The sequence below is a fragment of the Acidobacteriota bacterium genome (assembly GCA_040754075.1).
Taxonomy (GTDB): Bacteria; Acidobacteriota; Blastocatellia; order UBA7656; family UBA7656; genus JBFMDH01.
Map to the genome: position 1 here is coordinate 47,383 of JBFMDH010000018.1, position 17,764 is coordinate 65,146.

At 48.2% G+C, this 17,764-nt stretch carries 13 protein-coding genes; 9 read left to right on the forward strand and 4 right to left on the reverse strand.

Features of this window, described 5'->3' with window-relative positions; translation table 11 throughout:
• Nucleotides 1-185 precede the first annotated feature (185 nt).
• Nucleotides 186-458: a glutaredoxin family protein gene (locus tag AB1757_18820; protein MEW6129099.1), complete on the forward strand. Its 273-nt coding sequence runs from the start codon at nt 186-188 to the stop codon at nt 456-458.
• Nucleotides 459-880: 422 nt separating this feature from the next.
• On the opposite strand, the gene AB1757_18825 is transcribed toward AB1757_18820, so the two are convergent.
• Nucleotides 881-4,393, reverse strand: coding sequence for a S8 family serine peptidase (locus tag AB1757_18825; GenBank protein MEW6129100.1), 3,513 nt, complete (start codon nt 4,391-4,393; stop codon nt 881-883).
• 915 nt (nt 4,394-5,308) lie between these two features.
• Between AB1757_18825 and nrdD the strand changes: the two genes are divergently transcribed.
• The 3 genes from nrdD (at nt 5,309) to AB1757_18840 (ending at nt 8,542) form a co-directional block, all read left to right on the forward strand.
• Nucleotides 5,309-7,405 carry an anaerobic ribonucleoside-triphosphate reductase gene (nrdD, locus tag AB1757_18830; protein ID MEW6129101.1) on the forward strand — a complete coding sequence of 699 codons (2,097 nt, stop codon included), beginning with the start codon at nt 5,309-5,311 and terminating at the stop codon, nt 7,403-7,405.
• Between the two features lie 85 nt (nt 7,406-7,490).
• Nucleotides 7,491-7,952: a hypothetical protein gene (locus AB1757_18835; protein MEW6129102.1), complete on the forward strand. Its 462-nt coding sequence runs from the start codon at nt 7,491-7,493 to the stop codon at nt 7,950-7,952.
• 65 nt (nt 7,953-8,017) lie between these two features.
• A complete protein-coding gene (locus tag AB1757_18840; GenBank protein ID MEW6129103.1) occupies nt 8,018-8,542 on the forward strand; it encodes a metal-binding protein in 525 nt (174 codons plus the stop codon).
• Between the two features lie 15 nt (nt 8,543-8,557).
• On the opposite strand, the gene AB1757_18845 is transcribed toward AB1757_18840, so the two are convergent.
• The 3 genes from AB1757_18845 to AB1757_18855 all read right to left on the reverse strand — a co-directional run bounded on the left by AB1757_18845 (nt 8,558) and on the right by AB1757_18855 (nt 10,548).
• Nucleotides 8,558-9,505 (reverse strand): hypothetical protein, encoded by a 948-nt coding sequence (locus AB1757_18845; protein MEW6129104.1) that lies wholly within the window; start codon nt 9,503-9,505, stop codon nt 8,558-8,560.
• Between the two features lie 67 nt (nt 9,506-9,572).
• The gene (locus AB1757_18850; protein ID MEW6129105.1) at nt 9,573-9,947 is read right to left on the reverse strand and encodes a cupin domain-containing protein; all 375 of its coding nucleotides are present in this window, start codon (nt 9,945-9,947) and stop codon (nt 9,573-9,575) included.
• 22 nt (nt 9,948-9,969) lie between these two features.
• The gene (locus AB1757_18855) at nt 9,970-10,548 is read right to left on the reverse strand and encodes a D-sedoheptulose 7-phosphate isomerase (protein ID MEW6129106.1); all 579 of its coding nucleotides are present in this window, start codon (nt 10,546-10,548) and stop codon (nt 9,970-9,972) included.
• Between the two features lie 264 nt (nt 10,549-10,812).
• Here AB1757_18855 and AB1757_18860 point away from each other — a divergent pair, with 264 nt between their 5' ends.
• Genes AB1757_18860 through AB1757_18880 form a run of 5 tightly spaced genes read left to right on the forward strand, consistent with a single transcriptional unit; the run spans nt 10,813 to nt 17,764 of the window.
• Nucleotides 10,813-12,105 (forward strand): glycosyltransferase, encoded by a 1,293-nt coding sequence (locus tag AB1757_18860; GenBank protein MEW6129107.1) that lies wholly within the window; start codon nt 10,813-10,815, stop codon nt 12,103-12,105.
• Nucleotides 12,102-13,175: a glycosyltransferase gene (locus tag AB1757_18865; protein ID MEW6129108.1), complete on the forward strand. Its 1,074-nt coding sequence runs from the start codon at nt 12,102-12,104 to the stop codon at nt 13,173-13,175. The genes AB1757_18860 and AB1757_18865 overlap by 4 nt, the downstream gene beginning before the upstream one ends.
• Complete coding sequence (locus AB1757_18870; GenBank protein MEW6129109.1) at nt 13,168-14,496, forward strand: glycosyltransferase family 4 protein; 1,329 nt, start codon at nt 13,168-13,170, stop codon at nt 14,494-14,496. The genes AB1757_18865 and AB1757_18870 overlap by 8 nt, the downstream gene beginning before the upstream one ends.
• Complete coding sequence (locus tag AB1757_18875) at nt 14,493-16,502, forward strand: alginate lyase family protein (protein MEW6129110.1); 2,010 nt, start codon at nt 14,493-14,495, stop codon at nt 16,500-16,502. Before AB1757_18870 ends, AB1757_18875 begins: the two co-directional genes overlap by 4 nt.
• A complete protein-coding gene (locus tag AB1757_18880; protein ID MEW6129111.1) occupies nt 16,499-17,764 on the forward strand; it encodes a phosphotransferase in 1,266 nt (421 codons plus the stop codon). The genes AB1757_18875 and AB1757_18880 overlap by 4 nt, the downstream gene beginning before the upstream one ends.

Consider the following 17,764-nt stretch of genomic DNA (forward strand, 5'->3'; position numbering starts at 1 on the left):
GGACAAGCCTTCCCCCAAAACTCCGTATGAATATTACTGAGCTATCTTATTTTTTTCCCAAACAACTTTTGAAAATGATTATACAAAGACTATCTTTTGAAGCGGCACTTTTATAGCATGAGCGTTCTTTGAGTGTCAAAGCGATTGATGAAAATTTCTAATCCATTGAATCAAAACTTTTCATTATGAAGAACACAAACCCACCAGCTAAAGCCATTGTCACCATCTACACGCGCCCCGGTTGTCACCTCTGCGAAGATGCCAAAGCCAACATTTTGGCTTCCGGTTATGCATCCTGTTTCACCATTGAGGAAATAAATATTGACGAAGATGAAACCCTGAAACAACAGTTTCAATACGATATTCCGGTCATCCGAATAAACGGCATCAAAGTTTTCAAACACTTCGTTGACCCGAAAGCATTCGCCCGCAAATTCAAACGAATTGCCGGCATCTAAAATTACCACGCTTGCTTTGGTTTACTCTTTAGAGCGGTTTGCGATTGAGTTTACTCAGCCGCTGTTGAGGAAGCGGTCTTTGACCGCGAATGACGGAAAACGCGGTCAAAGACCGCTTCCTCAACTTGAGTAAATCGTTTTGCAAACGGCTATAAGTGCTGGCTTGAGGTTATGAAAGGTCTCAACCATAGCGGTTTGCAAATGCATGTAAGCATAAATGTAGGGGCAGCCCTGGTGGCTGCCCGGATTTTGCGAAGCAAAATGATAGTCATCACTTGCAGGCAATGCCCCGAAAAGGCAAAGGAAATTAGCCTGTTGTGCAGCCACAGGTCAATGAAGTTCTTCACATCCCACCGGCTGCACCGCTGGCTAATCTCCGCTACGCCTGTGGCGCAGTTCAATGAACGAGCATCTTGGATCAATTACTCCAACGCTGCCGGGGTGCAAGTGACGCGCTCGCCGCGAAGCATCACATCATCAATAAACCAGCCTGCGCCTTTGCCGATGGTGTCCGCGCCGATGCGGAAGCGAATAATCACAGACTTCCCGGCATAGCTGCTTAAATCCACCACCACCTGCTTGAACGCTCCGAGTTGTCCGTCTACCCAGGCGGGGCGGTCTGCCAACGGATTATCCAAAAAGCTATTGATTTCACCGGTATATTTCCCTTGCAGGATTTTTGCGCCGAGGTCTTCAAACGCGCCCCCGGCAACCGAAATTTCCAACACCCCGCCATCATAACTGCCAAACTCGAATTCATAGGTGTGATAGAAAACCAGTTGCAGATTCTTTAAATCCGTCGGTAAAGCAATCGCTATGGTGTCGAGATGGGCGTCCGATTGAATATTGGGATTCGATGAAAACCACGACCTTGCTCCGGTGCGGAAGCGCTTGGTTGATACTGACCAGGTGTCAATGGCGAGTCCTTTCTTTTTCTTCTTTTTATTGGTAATCCCTGTGTCATGCGTCCATTTCGATTCGTCGATTTCAACGCTATCGCTGAAAACTTCGATAGTCTGAAAATTGCCGACACGCAAAGTGATGGGGATTTTAGAAACCGCAGCGTTCGGCGCATTCACCTCAAGCGTGAATTGCAAAGTTGTGCCACAGGCTACGCTGCGATTGATATTGAATATAAATGGCGTGGTGTTTTCACCCGTTGCATTGGGCGCAATGTTGCCAAAATTGGCGGTCGCGGTTGAAACCGTAATGCCGGTTGTCGAGCTTGAAAGCGTTCCGGTTGCGCCGTTCATCGCCACCAGCGAAACGTTCTTTAAATTCACCTGCAACGAAATATCTTCACCGGGATCGAGATGGCTGTCGGCTCCGCCCGATACGTTGACGGTGGAAAGCGTCGCTACCGGCACATCTTTTTTCTCGCCGTTATAAATCACCAGCGCAAAATCCTGGTCAGATAAATCCGCATTATTCGGCACCCCATCACCCGCGATATTGGCGGCGCGAATGCGCACAGCGAAGGTCCCGGTGGTTCCAGCCGGAAGCCAGACCGCTTCGACATTATCTTTAGAATTCGCCTGCCCGTCGGGTTGAGATTTGTCTTCAATGAAATTATTGCCGCGAAAGGTCTGCCCATTAATCGTAACTTCCAAATCGAGGTCATTGACCCACGAAGCGAAGGCTGAAAATCCCGGCGCATCCGAATACGCCAGCGTCACGCGAAACGGTTGCGTAGCATCTTTGATTTCACCTGAGAAGACGAATTCCTGTCCGCTGTCGGAAAAGGTGTGCGTTTGATTGATGAAAATTTTCGCGGCGCTATCGAATGCCCGTCCGAGATTTAAAAGCCCCCAGCCCTGCAACGGATGCGGCAGATTACCTTTCACCTCGGCGCTGGTCATATAAGTTGTGGTGTTCAGCATCAATGCTTTAATCAACGCGACACTTGGTTCTTCGCCACGATTCAACAAATGCTGACGAACCAACGCTGCTGCGCCGGCAACTATCGGGGTTGAATGGCTGGTGCCCGACGACCAGGTGTAGAGTTTCTGATTGGTTGGAAACCAGAAGTCTTCTGCGCCTGTACCCCCACAGATGCCGTTACCGGCAAAGTCCGGGTGCTGTGAAGCCGCGCCTTGAATATGCGTACCCGGCGCAACAATGTCCGGTTTAATGCGTCCGTCGTCCAGGGGGCCGCCCGATGAAAAAAAGGCGATTTCATTGGCATTATCCGAATCCGTATCCCGCACGCCGCAACCATCTATGCCGCCGCCTCTGGCGCTTTCACTGGCGCCAACCGAAATTAAATTTTTTCCGCTGCCGGGCGAATCGATGCGTGTGAGCGAACCGCCATTGCCAGCCGCAAAACATAAAACCATCTCCTGATTGCCAGCTTGACTGGTCACCGCGTCGCGCGACCTTGAATCATATTCCTGGGCGTCGAGTGTATAGGAGTTCGTCCCCGCCCCCCAACTGTTTGAGGAAATGCGCGCGCCATCTGTGTAAGCTTCCGCAATCAATTTTGAAAACGGTTCGCTCAAGCCAAACCGGCCATCGGATTTAAATATTTTTGAAGAACCGAGTGAAGCAAACGGCGCGATGCCTAAACCGTAGTTGTAATTTGCCGAATCACGAAATGCCGATTCGGTCGCGGTGTTGTAGCCCCCGGCAATCGACAGATTAATCGTTCCGTGTCCTGCTAAATCCGAAGCATCGAGTTCGTTAGTATATTCGCGCGCGTAAATCACCCGGCTTTGATTTGCGGCGTCGAGAAAATCGCGATGCAGATTGGCAGTCGCCGTTGAACCGCGATCAATGCCGGAATCGGTCACATCAATCGCGAAATTGAAGCGCGAAGCCAAGCCATTCGTTTGTAACCAATTCATATAACCGGGACCTTCGGGTTCTTTGCCGTCGTTTTTTAAACGACCGGTGATGATTTGATTGGCGCGTTCATCGCGCAACACGGGCACTGTCCACCCCTCTATGTTGACGACGTTTTTCAAAGCGGCAATCTCGGCAATGCGATTGGCAGCAACCGAGATTTTAATGTTGGTTAAATTCAAAACCGCATAGGGCTTGAAAATAATTGACTGCGCTATTTTTTGAATCTTCTTGAGGTCTTTCGCATCGCTTTTATCTCTGGCGCGCGCCACTTGAATGCTGATGGAAAGTTCTTCCGCTTCGTTCAATTTTTCAACCAGCGCCGGATGAATTTTATACTCGCTTTTAAATTCGCCTTCCCATTGAATAAAGGCTTGGTTGCGCCTTGCAAAATCGTTTATGGCGCTGGCGATTAACAAACTCGAATCGGCATTTTCGCGAATCAAATAGGCATTGTTCGGCACATAACCGATGATTTCCACGCCGGTCGATTGCAACCTGTCTAACCAGTCTTGTTTAATCGGGCCGGCGAATTGAATGAGCCGCAATCGCGCTTCACCGGCAATCTCTTTTCGATGCAGCGGCAGGGTCAGATTGTCTGTATCAGCGTTTGCCGACTGCTCCACACCCATAAAATTTTCATCCTGGGTGGTGTCAATTTTTCCTGCACGCAAAAACAGGATGTTGTAATCATCGCGTAAATCGAATTGCGCGCCTGTTGATTGGCTTTCCAGTTGAGCAGTTTCGAGTCCCTGCGCGCGCGCGCGCCGGTTTGCTTGATGGCTTTCAATTTGAGTTAAGGAATTTTGATTGGCGATAAAAAGTTTGTAAGAACCATAATCGGCGATTTCCATACCACCTGAACTTTTAATCCCATTGATGGATGCGAGGTCGTGGCTGGCGACTACGATTTTATGGATATTCCCGACGCTGCGGTAAGCCACATTTTTGTCGGGCGTAGCGGATGCAAAGGTTTTTGCCGATTTTTTTACCCTGGTTGCATCAAGGTCAAAATTTTTTGACTGAAAATCGGCATCAACGATGGAGATGGTCAAGAACAAGGCAATAATGAAAAACAAAAACCCTCTTTTCATAGGTTCTCCCTTTATCAAATGGTCTGGCGCACGGACGCTTTCTGCTGTTGCAGGAAAGTTACTCGAAACGAAGCTTATTTTTGACTTGTGAGCGGCGCAATTATAGCTTATCGAGTTAAGCAGTAAAAGTTTACTATAAGTAAATTTCTATTTTATTTAAGGACTATCTCTTAGAATCCGCTGTGCGAATCTCCACAGGGTTTCACCTATTGTTATAATGAGCATCAAAAATCCCCATAGAATTATTAGTCCACCCAAAATTTTAAAATAGTCATTGAAATACATTGTCATGACCCAGCCCAAAAGACCCATCAAAGGAAGGTATAGCCAAAACAAAGTTCTAAAGATAAGTAGATATTTCGGGCTTCTGTCGGGTATTTGATGTCGTGCCATCAAGGCTTTCATTGAGAAGAATGCGGGAGGGGGAATTAAATAATGAATAGGAAAACGAATTACTTTATGAATCAATTGACTGCCAATTTTGATTTCCACTTTGATTTGCGCTGGACAACTGGAGGGAAAACCCGGATCAGCCTGAAAGCCACATATCTCAGTAAACTTGAACTCTTCGGATAGGGAGCCCGAAATGTTGGTTATTCCATTATTAGTTGCACGAAAAAGAAAGAAGGGAAACCCAAAGCTAAAAGAATTCAGTGGATTTGATATTGAATGTTGACGAAACTTAATTGACTCATCGGTGAAGTCAGTTTCCGAAGCGAGATAAGTTCCTCGTAAATCATTTTCGATTCTCTGATAAAGGTCAGGCACCATGCAATTTAATGTTTAAAGAAGTTTTCCGGTTTATGCAATATACAATTGGAAAATTCAAGTCAATCAAAGTTTCAGCTTGGAAATAAGCTTTTGAATTTTCCAATCCTTGCTTCCCCTCTCTAAAACCAGTATCTTACCTCAGCGATGGAGCCAAGCGATTTTCAAACCGAAACCAAAGACCTGATAGCCACCGAAGACATCGGCGAACTCGAACTGCTCGTCCGCCGTTCGGATGAAGAGGTCGCGATTTTTGATTCGCAACGCATCGCCGACGCTCTGGTTCGCGAAGCCGGTATCGACCCTGACCTTGCCAATCACATCAGCCTCGAAGTCAAACAGTTCATTCATAAACTCGGTTTTCGTTCGCTCAGTTCCTCGCTGATTCGCGGTCTGGTTGACGCCAAACTCCTTGAACTCGGACTTGAAGACGCGCACCGTTCGCACACGCGCCTCGGTGTGCCGCTTTATGATGTTGACCGCATCATTCATAGCACCGCCCGCGAAAATGCTACGCAACCATACGGGCCTGAAGGCACCAGTTTGATTCTCGCCGAAGCCATCAAACGCGAATACGCCATTTTAAATGTCTTTTCCGAACCCATCGCTAATGCCCACGCGGTCGGCGATATACATATTCACGGCATCGGCGCGATTGACCGCCCACATTCATTAATCTCAACCGTCGATTATCTGAAACAATTCGGCATCGCTTTGCCGAGAGGGTTTGCGAGTTCGCGCCCGGCACGTCGCGCAGAGGTGTTGGTCGCCCATCTCATCAAATTTTCCGCGTCTTTACAGGGTTTTTTGGCTGGTCCGGTCATCTGGGATTCGTTGAATTTCGCCATCGCGCCGTTTTTATCCGACCTCAGCGAAGCGCAAATCAAACAACTGGCGCAAAATCTGGTGTTTGAATTTTCGGCTCCGGCGGTGGCGCGCGGCGGTCAGGTGATTGCCGCCGATTTACATCTGGATTGGGACGCCCCTGCCTATTTGAAACAGCGCAAAGCCATCGGCGCAGGCGGGCAGGAATTGCAAAAAACTTATGGCGAGTTCAATGACGAGGCGCATCGTTTTGCAACGGCATTGCTTGAAGCCTTTCTCGAAGGCGATGGGTCGGGTCGGGCTTTCCTGACGCCGCGTTTGATTTTGCACATCAACCAGCATTTCAATGCCATTCCGGGCTATCGCGCCGTTTTAGATATTGCCAGTCGTATAGCGGTAGAACGCGGTGGATTGGTGATTGCTTTTGACCGCGAAGATGAAACCGCCTTTTATAGACGCTATGGCATCAATGATGAAAAGGGATTGGAACGCGCCGCCAATCACGCGCTGCGCGCCGTCCAATTTCAAACCGTTTCCCTGAATTTGCCGCGCGTCGGATTTCTTGCTGCCGATAATCACGTTCGGGTGTTTGAAGAACTCAGCCGGGTGATGGAAATCGCTGCACAGGCGCATCTGGAAAAGCGTGTCTTTCTGGAAAAGCTCCTGGCGCTCGGTGACAGCGGGCCACTTGCGGGATTGACGACCAGAGCCAGCGGCGCGCCGTTTATTAAACTCAACTGGTCAACCCACGGCATCGCCATCGTCGGACTCAATGAACTCTGCCGAACGCTTTATGACGCCAATCTCGACACCTCAACCGAAGCAATGGAATTTGCGCTTAAAGTATTGACCCATCTCAAACGCGAAACCGAAAGACTGTCGAATAAACACAAGGTGAAATTCGTGTTGACCGGTCAAACCTCGGAAATGACTGCCAGTCGGTTGGCGCGTTTGGATTGGCGGTTTTTCGGGGATGCGGCGGCAAAAGTGGTTTGCGGCGATCTGGAATCGGGCGCGATTTATTACACCGATGGCGCGCGGTTGATTTCAAGTTCACATTATTCCATCCTCGACCGCATCAAAGCCGAAGGCGCTTTTCACGAATTCGGCTTTCTCGATGCCGCAACCGAAGTCTGGTTTGGTGAGCAATCGCCACAATCCGAAGATATGGCGCGCATGATTTCTCAAGCTTTCTATCAATCCAATTGTTCCGGTCTGGTGTTTTGCCCGGAATTTACCGTCTGTTCAAACTGTTCGCACATTGCCAAAGGCTTACTCGCCGTATGCCCCAATTGCCAGTCCGAAAAAGTCGCGGGACTTGCTTTTGCAGGCGACCACTACGGCATCACTTCGACCTGGGACGGCGGACGACTGGCTGAGTTGAGAGATAGAAGAAGAGTTGACCCGGCGGAAATTTAATTCGCTTACCCAAGCCCCGCCATTCATCAGGTTGAAATGAACCTGCATTAAACCCGCATCGTAAGCCAGGGCGGAGGAAAAAATCATGTACTGTTCAACTTGTGGCAATCGCCTGATTCAAGGGTTGAAATATTGCAACCAATGTGGCGCAAAAATCGAAAATAATCCTGAAGATAAATCTTCGGGAAACACCGATAAAATTGTCGGACGTTTATCATTTGCCATGATTTGGGTGGCGTTATTCGGGTTCATCGCGACTTTTCTGGTGGTCGAGAATCTGGTGAAAACCGGTTCGCCTGCCGGGATGTTGGCGTCGGTTTTATTTTTTCTCCTTGGCACCGTTTTCGGCATTTCTTATCTGTTAATCAGAGAAATTTCCAAAACCCTCGAATTCAACCGGCAAATGATTTTGAGAGCGCGCGATAAACCTGTAGCCGTTCGCGACACTGCGCCTCAGCAAATCGAGGCTCCCAAAGAAGTCATTTCGGTAACCGAAAACACCACACGCAATTTTGAGCCGGCTTATGGAGAGAAAAATTCGCCTTAACGCCCGGTTTAATGGGTTGATTTATTTTCATCCACAGATTGGTTTTATTGACTGAATAACCCCATATGCCATCAGGTCGAACCCACGATAAAATCACAATTTTTTTAACCTTGCCTATCGCGGCGGCAACCTACTATTTCACCCGCGATTGGCTACTCACAACCATCGTCACCGTCGGGTTATTATTCGGCGGGTTGATGTTCGGACCCGACCTCGATACCCAAAGCGTTCATTACACACGCTGGGGACCGCTAAGATTCATCTGGTGGCCCTATAAAGTTGCCTTTTCGCATCGTTCGAGATTTTCACACGGCATTCTTTTCGGCACTATTATTCGCATCATCTATTTTTTACTGGTGGTGACGATTTTGGTGGCGCTCACGCTTTATGCGCGGGATTGGTACAATCAGGAAAATACCAGAAGTGTGGCTCAGGTTCACGATGCCTTCACTCGCGTCCTTGAAATCATCAAACCGATTAAACGCGAATATCTGCTGGCGGCATTTGCCGGTCTTTGGATTGGCGCGGCGAGTCACACGGCAAGCGATGTGCTCGGCTCATTTTTTAAGAGCGTAAAAAAATCGCTTTAAACAACCACCAAAAATTTATTCGGCTAAAATTGCAGCGGCGAGCAAGGGAATCATGATTTCGTGGTGCCCCGTGAAAGAAAAGCCGCGCCCGACACCTGCAACCGGACGCTTCACGACATTGGTAAGCGGGCGATAATGTTGAATGAAATCGAAATTCGCGGTGGTGAAATTTTTCAGTTCATATCCGAGGTTGCGAACCACCGTCACGGTTTTTAAAAAGACTTCCGGTAACAGCACCGCCGAACCGAGATTCAAATAAACCCCACCGTCATGCAAATCGCGAACGATGGAACAGAGCAGGCGAAAATCCTGTAAAGAGGTTTTGCCGATGCTCGCGCCATCGGCGTTGCGATGAATGTGCGTGATGTCCGTGCCAACCGCGACGTGAACGGTCAGCGGAATTTGCGCCGCATATGATGCGCAGAGCAATGAATATTTCGCAAAGGGTGGATTCATCGAATGAATTCGTTTGGCAACGCTTTCACCCATTCCGAGATTGACGAGGCTTCCTTGAGTAATCGCCTCGTTAATTAGCGTGCCGGTCTCTTCAGCCATGCCGAAGGTGCCGGTGCCGAGCGTGGCGTCTACGTCTTCGGAAGTTTGCCCGACCAAAGCGATTTCAAAATCGTGAATGACCGCTGAACCATTTAACACCAAGGCTGAGATAAACCCTTGCTTCATCAACTCAATCAATATTGGCGCAAGTCCGGTTTTTATAACGTGACCGCCAAGACCAACGATGATGGCGCGTTTGCCAAGTTTGGCTTGGCGAATCAGCCGCGCCAGTTCTCTGAGGTCTTTCGCCGCGAGAATATTGGGAATTGAATCGAGTAGCGGTTTAGCGTTTGCGGCATCATTCAAAGGGTTGGCGAAATCTTCGACGGTGACCTTGCTTGAACGTGACGCCAGCGGGTAGGTCGACAGTGCTGAAATATCTAACGGCTCGTATTTATAATGCGACATTGTTGGCTCAACAGATTAAGCGATTGGTAAACCAATCAAACGGCAAATTCTAAAATTTAATCTTCGTTCAATCGAGCATCGGTAACGGTTCACTGGCGTTGCGTTCGCCGCCCTCTGGCCCGTAAAACAATACCCAGACCACCAGATCATCGGAAAAATTTTCAAAGCGATGCACTTCCCCGGCGGCGGCAAATAAAAAATCGCCCGGCTCAAAAGTCAAGCGATGCTCTTCACACACATATTCGCCTCGACCTTGCGCGACAATGTAAACCTCATCGCGGGTATGCGGGGTTTGCAAATCGGTTTTATGCGGCACATAAATTTTTACCAGCATACTCCCGTGTTCAAATAAGGCGACCGATAGTTCGCCCTGTGGTCCAGGCAATTGCGCCATCGCTTCTTCAATGGTGGCTTTGCGTTTGCTATCAAATTTCAGGCTCATTTCATTGCTCCCTTATTCTCAATCAATCAGGATTGGGAAAAACGGCTTCCTGCACGAGTTCACATAGAATGTGACCGATGGTGATATGGGTTTCTTGAATATGTTGTGTATTATCCGCTTCAACCACCAACGCACAATCGGCAAGCGGGGCAAGCGTTCCGCCATTGCGTCCGGCGAAGGCAATCACTTTCATCTTGATATTTTTTGCCGCGTGAACGGCGCGGATGACATTGGGTGAATTGCCGCTGGTTGAAATGGCAATCAACACATCGCCCGGTCTTCCCAACGCTTTTACCTGCCGTTCAAAGAGTTCGGCAAATGACGCATCATTGCCAACCGAAGTTAAAATCGACGAGTCGGTGGTCAAGGCAATCGCAGCGATTGGTGGGCGGTCATAAGTTAAGCGATTGACCAACTCCGCCGCGATATGTTGGGCGTCTGCGGCAGAGCCGCCGTTGCCAATCAGCAGAATTTTCTCGCCTCTCTGGATAGCTTCAATCAATATATTCGCTGCCTCAATGAGCTTATCCGTCTGCGAATCGAAGAATTTTTTTTTGGTTTGAATGCTTTCGTGGGCGTATTGTTCGATGCGTTCTTTCATTAATTTGCTATCAGCTTTCTTTTAAAACGTCCTGTAGTTTAACAGAAAACCTCGCGCTCGCTAAAACGCCGAATGAAGCGCCAAAAAATTTATCCCTAATGTATTTTTCTGCACCGATGCATCACTGTTACGGGTAGGAACAGCATTAAGATAACCATAATAAAATCGTTCCGCCCGCTTGACCTGTTGGTTTACCTGAATTTTTCGTTGTGGGAAAAAAATTTGAAAGGTATCCGAGCCTTCCTTACAGGCAATTCAATAATCATGAGTTCACCAAGCAGGAATTCCGGCGTATTACGACAATATCGACCACCGAATCAGATGGAGTGGCATCCGGCGCAGGTCGCTTATCACCCGCACGCCCAGGCACTCGGTAATCATAAAGAGCCTGATACGCAAGCCTATAAAATCATTCTCTATTCGCATGACACCTTCGGGTTGGGCAACATTCGCAGAACTTTATTGCTCACACAGGAGTTGAAAGAATCCTATCCGCAATCGGCAATTCTGATTGTCACCGGTTCACCAATGATTCACGCTTTTCGCATTCCCGATGGCGTCGATTACATCAAGTTGCCTTGCCTGGATCGCATAGAAGCCGAGCGTTACGAACCGCGTTTTTTAACCGATTGTTCGGAAGAGATAAAAAAAACCCGCAAAGCGATTTTGAAAAAATCCATTCTGGCGTTTGCTCCTGATTTGATGATTGTTGATAAACGCCCGTCCGGTGTGGATGGCGAGTTATTGGAAACGCTTGCGGCCTTAAAAAATAAAAAGCATAAAACCAAACTCGTCCTCGGCATTCGCGATATTCTCGATGCGCCCGAACGCACGCGCGAAGTTCTGAAACGCAATGGCTCGTTTGAATTGATTGACCGATTCTATGATGAAGTCTGGATTTATGGTTCAAAAGAAATTTTTGATACCGCAGAAGAATACGGATTTCCTGAAACCGTCAAACAAAAGACCGTCTATTGCGGTTACTTGAAACGCCCGACAACACATTCATCAAGATTGGGTGGACCACCAAGGGTTTTGGTTACCACAGGCGGCGGCGGCGACGGCAGCCGGATGATTGAAGCGTATCTGGAAGGCTTGTCCATGTTGCCCCGCAACATCGCTATCGAAACCACAGTGGTTTTCGGGCCACAGATGGCAAAATCTGTCCGCGATCAATTGCACGAAAGGTTTCGCTATCTGGCTGATGTCAACTTCGTCGATTTTGAAGCTGACCTGACCAAACGTTATGCCGATGCCGATGTCATCGTTTCGATGGCAGGTTATAACACGGTTTGTGAAATGTTATCTTTTGCGCGGCGCGCCATTCTGGTTCCGCGCGCCGAACCCGTGATGGAACAATTGATTCGGGCGCGTTTGCTTGCCTCACAAGGTTATTTCGATTTGCTCGAACCGGAAAAACTCACCGCCAGTGATTTGATGCAAAAAGTTCTGGATGCTTTTAAGCCTGCAACCCTGAACCCATCCATGCTCGACTTAGATGGATTGCCTCGTATTCGCCAACGTGTGAAATCCCTGCTTGAGAGGGACAGGTTATGAATACAGGTAAACTTGCTGTGGTGATGAGCGGCTTTCCCAGATGCTCTGAAACCTTTGCCATTGGCGAATTACTGGCGCTCAAAAACCGGGGTCTATTAGGCGCTATCTTTTCAACCAAGGCGGGCGACGGCGTAAGGCAACCGGGAGTCGAACATTTACTTCCCCTGCTTCATCCGCTTCCTGATGCGGATGAAAATTCGCAAGCCGCAAGTCTGGCGAAAGTTTTGAAAGATAAAAACCTCAAAGGCATTCACGGCTACTTCGCACATCGCCCGACGACGGTGGCGATGAAAGCCGCAAAGCGTCTCTGCCTGCCATACAGTTTCAGCACCCACGCGCGAGATGCGCGAAAACTGGCTCCGCAGGAATTAAACCGTCGCGTAGAAAATGCTGCCTGTGTGATTGCCTGTAATCAGGATGTCGCAAACCAAATCAATCGCATCAATGCAAATGTTTACCTGCTGCCACACGGCGTCAATCTTGACCGCTTCACCCCAACGACGGAACCTGAAAGCGATACCTTTCAAATGTTAGCGGTCGGCAGATTGGTTGAGAAAAAGGGCTTCGATGTATTAATCCGCGCGGTTGCCAATCTCAAATTTAATTTCCGGTTACGCATCATCGGTGAAGGCGCAGAACGAGAAAAACTCTCGGCTTTGATTCGCCAGATGAACCTCAGCAATCGCGTTAAACTTTGCGGCGCGCTCACTCATAACCAACTCCCGGAAGAATTTCGCAAAGCCAGCGTGGTCATCGTCCCATCGGTCATCGATTCAACCGGCGATAGAGATGGATTGCCAAATGTCATTCTCGAAGCGATGGCAAGTGCGCGCGCGGTTATTGCATCCGATGTCAGCGCCATCCGAACCGCCATCATTCACCAACAAACCGGATTGTTGGTACGGGAAAAAGATGTCAATCATTTGCGCGAAACCATTGAATCGCTCGCACCAAATCGCGCCATTCGTCAATCGCTTGGCAATAAAGCCAGAGAATATATAACCGCCAATTTTGCTTTGCAGCGATGTAGTGAAAAATTTTGTGACCTGTTGGAGCGAATTTATGGATAAACATCCATCGAACAATTTAACCGAATCCGTCACCCTTGCTTACGTGTTAAAAGGCTTTCCCAGGCTGTCGGAAATATTTATTGCCAGCGAAATATATCGGTTGGAACAACTGGGCATTAAAATCAAACTTCTGGTTATCAAACCCGCAGACGAACCGGTAACCCATGAAATCATCGAAAGCATTCAGGCAAAACCGGTCTATCTACCGGCAACCACTTCGCTTTCCGGGACTTTTTTATTGATTTGGCTGGCTCGCCACCTTGGCGCATTTCTTCCGGCATTGCTGCGCGTATTTTTTCATCACCCTGTCAAAACCATTTATGCGTTTTGTCTGGCGCTGGCACAGGCAATCAGAGCGCGGAAAACTTTCTGGTCGCCACCGCGAAAAGTTTATTTCAAAGAATTTTTACAGGCGGCATTCATCGCCGATAACCTTTTACGCTCAAACGAAGCCGTACATCTGCACGCCCATTTCTGCCACGGCGCAACGACAGTTACCTGGCTGGCTTCGATAATCACCGGCATTCAATTTTCGTTCACCGCGCATGCGAAAGACATTTATTGCGATACGCTCAACCCTGCGGGTTTACTCAAACGAAAAATGGATGCCGCAAAATTTGTCGTGACCTGCACGGATGCGAATCGTGAATACCTGCAACCACTCAGTTCTACAAAAGTCCATTGCATCTATCACGGATTGAATGCCGATTTCACACGGTTATTACAGGCAACCACAGAAAACCCCAGTAAAAATGGGCGAATTCGCCTGCTTTCAGTCGGTCGTCTGGTGCGTAAAAAAGGCTTTGATACCTTGATCGATGCCTGCAATATTTTGAATCAACGTGGCGTCGATTTTGAAACCTTAATCATCGGACAACCCGATGAGCAGGAAAGTGAACTCAAAAACCGTATCGCGAATTATTCGCTTAGCCATCGGATTCGATTGGTCGAGGCGATGACTCAGAAACAACTATTCGACGAATACCGCAAAGCAACCACCTTTTGTTTGCCCTGTCGAGTTTTGGAAAACGGCGACCGTGATGGAATCCCCAATGTTTTGGTAGAAGCGATGGCTTGCGGGTTGCCCATCATCACAACCGGCATCAGTGGTATACCGGAAATCGTTCACCACGGAGTGAATGGATGGCTCATTCCACCGGACAACCCGGAAGCCCTGGCAGAAGCTTTGTTGCACCTCAGTTTTGATAAACCACTGGCTCAAGCGGTGGCGTTGGGCGCGCAACAAACCGTTCACCAACGATTCGATGGCGACCGTTTTGCCGCCCATCTTGCAGGTATATTCAAGGAGGCTATCGCGTGATTGCCCGACTTAAAAATCCACTTCCCGAACGCCCGCGTCCGGTTTTCTGCATCATCGAAAATGGCTATCAGGATACAGCGATTGCCAATCAGGTTTGCCGTGGACTGTTCACGCATGCCGGAATGACTTTGCATTTAGGATTACCGCCCAACTGGTTTTCCGAATTGCTTCCCGAAGATGATGAATACCGAATTGAGTGGAGTAAATTTTATTACGGGTTGAACCTTGCGAATGCCTATGAAAAAACCGGCGACTCGAAATATTTAGACACCTGGAAAACCCTGATTGATTCATGGGTCGAGCAGGTTCCGGTGGGATTTGATTCAAGCGATGTGACGGCGCGGCGTATTCAAAACTGGATTTATACCTGGAACCGCTTTGCGGATGCCTCACGATTTCCGGGATTTTCTTATAAAACCGCCGAAAAAATATACACCAGTCTTTATCACCAAATTGATTATCTAAAACAAAACCTGACAACCGAACGCAACCATCGAACCCTTGAACTCTATGCCTTGTTTATCGCGTCGCTGGCATTCCCAACGCTTGATCAGGATAGCGGTCTATTAAGATTCGCTGTTGAAAATCTGGAAGAAAATATTCAAACCGATATTCTCGCCGACGGTGTTCACCGTGAACAGTCCACCCATTACCACATGACGGTGTTGCGAAGTTTTATAGGAGCATTGGCAAATGGTCGCCGCTTGGGTATCGAATTTTCATCCGCCTACAAAGAGCGATTAGTCAGCGCCTGCGAATTTGCCCTGCATTGTCACCGCCCGGATGGATGGATTCCGGCGCTCTCCGATAGCGATACCGGAAGTTATCTGGATTTGCTTGGCTTAGCTGGCCAGTTACTCAACCGTTCGGATTTTATTTATGTTGCGAGCAAGGGGCGGAAAGGCGTTGCGCCGGTTTCAAAATTTGCCAGCTTTCACAAAGGTGGCTATTTCTTTCAACGAAGCGGGTGGGGTGAAGAGGTTGAACATTTTGACGAGGAAAAATTTCTGGTATTCGATTGCGGACCTCTCGGTGATGGGGGTCACGGGCATTATGATTCGCTCAACGTCGAAATTTTTGCGAACCGCAATCCGTTAATCATTGACCCCGGTCGTTTCACTTACAATGAAGGAGAACCCAACCTGCGTCACTGGTTTAAAGGGACAAAAGCACATAATACAGTTTGTGTGGATGGACTCGACCAAACCGCTTATCGTCGCGGTAAAGCATTGAAGGGTTCGGTCGCACGCAGTCAGTTATCCGCAAGACTCACCGCACCCGATTTCGATGTGCTGATTGGCACGGTGGAAAGCAGGCAATATGAAGTTGTTCATACCCGACGAATTTTTTTTGTCAACCGCGAATACTGGTTGATCAACGACCAGCTTATCGGGCAACAACCGCATCATTACGATTTGCGCTTTCATCTATCGCCGGATGCGCAGAATGATTTGCGCATGTTTACTCATCGCAATAATCAAATCCTGCAATCATCAAAATTCCAGCTCATTTCCGCGCCGATTTATCAAACTGAAATCGCCCAGGGTTGGTACGCGCCGGAGTATGGCGTTAAATACCCTGCGCCGGTCGTCAGCATTTCCACACAGGGACAAACGGAGGCGCGTTTCTTTACATTAATTTACCCTTATCAGCAAAACCGGATTCCGAAAATAACCGTGTTGGAAAACGGGCAATCCTCATTATTTCGTATTCAAATTTCCGGTTTGGGGAAAGAAACCAATCTCATAGACCACTTGGTCATCAGCGCCGAGGCAATCGTTCAACCGCAAAAATTTCATCTTGGAAATTTCCAACTCACGGCTTCTGCCGGATGGCTGCGAACCACCGAAAGCGGTGAGGAGTTGATGTTACAAGCCTGTCAGGTTCAGGAAATCCACAACGAAATAAAATTCACGGAAAAATTTAATTTTGCCGATAAGCCAATCCGTTGGCTGACGTGGGATATGAAAGTAGGCTTGCACATTGACGACGGGAGGGGGTTATGACAAATACCGCGAAAGCGGCTCTGATAGCCGATCCTGCGTTTCCACATAGAGATTTTCTGGTTTGTCCTGAAAAGCTTGGCAAACGGTTTTCATCACGATTCGGAAATTCAACCGGCGTCAGGCTCGAACAGGGTGAATGTTTGCGTGTGAAATATCGTCCGGGAGTCAGTCTCAGATTTTTACATCAATATCAAATCGGTGAGCGAACGGTTTATCTGGTAGGGCGAACCTATCCTCAACGTCTTTGGAAAACCGCCGGTCAACTTTCAACCATACAATCACCATCACCATCACAATTTATTGATGATGAACTCAACACGATTTTTTACAGCTATCCGCATGACCGAAAAATTGCCAATCTGGATATCCTCGAATCGCCGCCAAAAACGCTCGCCAAGCAGTTGGATGGACGCTGGTGTAAAAGTCAAATCATCGCCTATGCTCCCGAAAAATGTGTGACAGTTCAATGTCTAAATGAAACCGATAAAGCCATCGCTTACGCCAAACTCTATGCAAAAATTGAGGAATGCCCGTTTGCGATTTTCAATCTCCTGACACAAAAAATCAAAACTTCCGGTTCGCCTTTACGCATCCCGAAGGTTTTAGATTATTCGCCTCTATACCAGCTCATTTTTCTTGAGACGGTTCGCGGACAAAGACTCGCCGATTTAACCGCTTGCGAGCAGCTAACCGGCTTTGCGCTTTTTGGTGAAGCGATTGCCCGGTTGCATGCGTTACCCCAACCCGAAGGGCTTAGGGTTTTCGGTAGATTATCAGAGAAAAAAATTAACCATACGGCGCACATCATCTCGCAAGTTCGCCCGGAGGTTAGCGAACCGGTGAACCGGATTGCCCGATGTTTAGTTAAACAATCAGGAAAATTCAAAGAGATGATCTCCGTGTTACACGGCGATGTTCACCCCAAAAACGGATTAATGGATGACGGTAAACTGACACTGATTGATTTAGACCAGGTGAGCCTTGGCGATGCGAGTAATGACATTGGCAGTTTTCTCGCCTTGTTGCGCTATCGAAAAATCATCGGATTACTCAGTGAAAGCCAGGAGAAATCCCTGGCTAATGCCTTTGTTGATGGTTATCAATCCGTAAAGAAACTTCCATCTCATCAGGCGCTCAACTGGCACACTGCCGCTGCGCTATTTGCCGAACGCGCGCAACGAGCAATTTGCCGCTACCGAAGTGAAGGCTTATTCCATCTCGAAAAAATATTAGCTGAAACCGAAGCGATGCTCAGGAATTAA

What these genes read in the sequence shown, in the direction of transcription:
- AB1757_18820 (MEW6129099.1), top strand. Translation starts at nt 186, where the DNA reads ATGAAGAACACAAACCCACCAGCTAAAGCCATTGTCACCATCTACACG.
- AB1757_18825 (MEW6129100.1), bottom strand. Translation starts at nt 4,393, where the DNA reads ATGAAAAGAGGGTTTTTGTTTTTCATTATTGCCTTGTTCTTGACCATC.
- nrdD (MEW6129101.1), top strand. Translation starts at nt 5,309, where the DNA reads ATGGAGCCAAGCGATTTTCAAACCGAAACCAAAGACCTGATAGCCACC.
- AB1757_18835 (MEW6129102.1), top strand. Translation starts at nt 7,491, where the DNA reads ATGTACTGTTCAACTTGTGGCAATCGCCTGATTCAAGGGTTGAAATAT.
- AB1757_18840 (MEW6129103.1), top strand. Translation starts at nt 8,018, where the DNA reads ATGCCATCAGGTCGAACCCACGATAAAATCACAATTTTTTTAACCTTG.
- AB1757_18845 (MEW6129104.1), bottom strand. Translation starts at nt 9,505, where the DNA reads ATGTCGCATTATAAATACGAGCCGTTAGATATTTCAGCACTGTCGACC.
- AB1757_18850 (MEW6129105.1), bottom strand. Translation starts at nt 9,947, where the DNA reads ATGAGCCTGAAATTTGATAGCAAACGCAAAGCCACCATTGAAGAAGCG.
- AB1757_18855 (MEW6129106.1), bottom strand. Translation starts at nt 10,548, where the DNA reads ATGAAAGAACGCATCGAACAATACGCCCACGAAAGCATTCAAACCAAA.
- AB1757_18860 (MEW6129107.1), top strand. Translation starts at nt 10,813, where the DNA reads ATGAGTTCACCAAGCAGGAATTCCGGCGTATTACGACAATATCGACCA.
- AB1757_18865 (MEW6129108.1), top strand. Translation starts at nt 12,102, where the DNA reads ATGAATACAGGTAAACTTGCTGTGGTGATGAGCGGCTTTCCCAGATGC.
- AB1757_18870 (MEW6129109.1), top strand. Translation starts at nt 13,168, where the DNA reads ATGGATAAACATCCATCGAACAATTTAACCGAATCCGTCACCCTTGCT.
- AB1757_18880 (MEW6129111.1), top strand. Translation starts at nt 16,499, where the DNA reads ATGACAAATACCGCGAAAGCGGCTCTGATAGCCGATCCTGCGTTTCCA.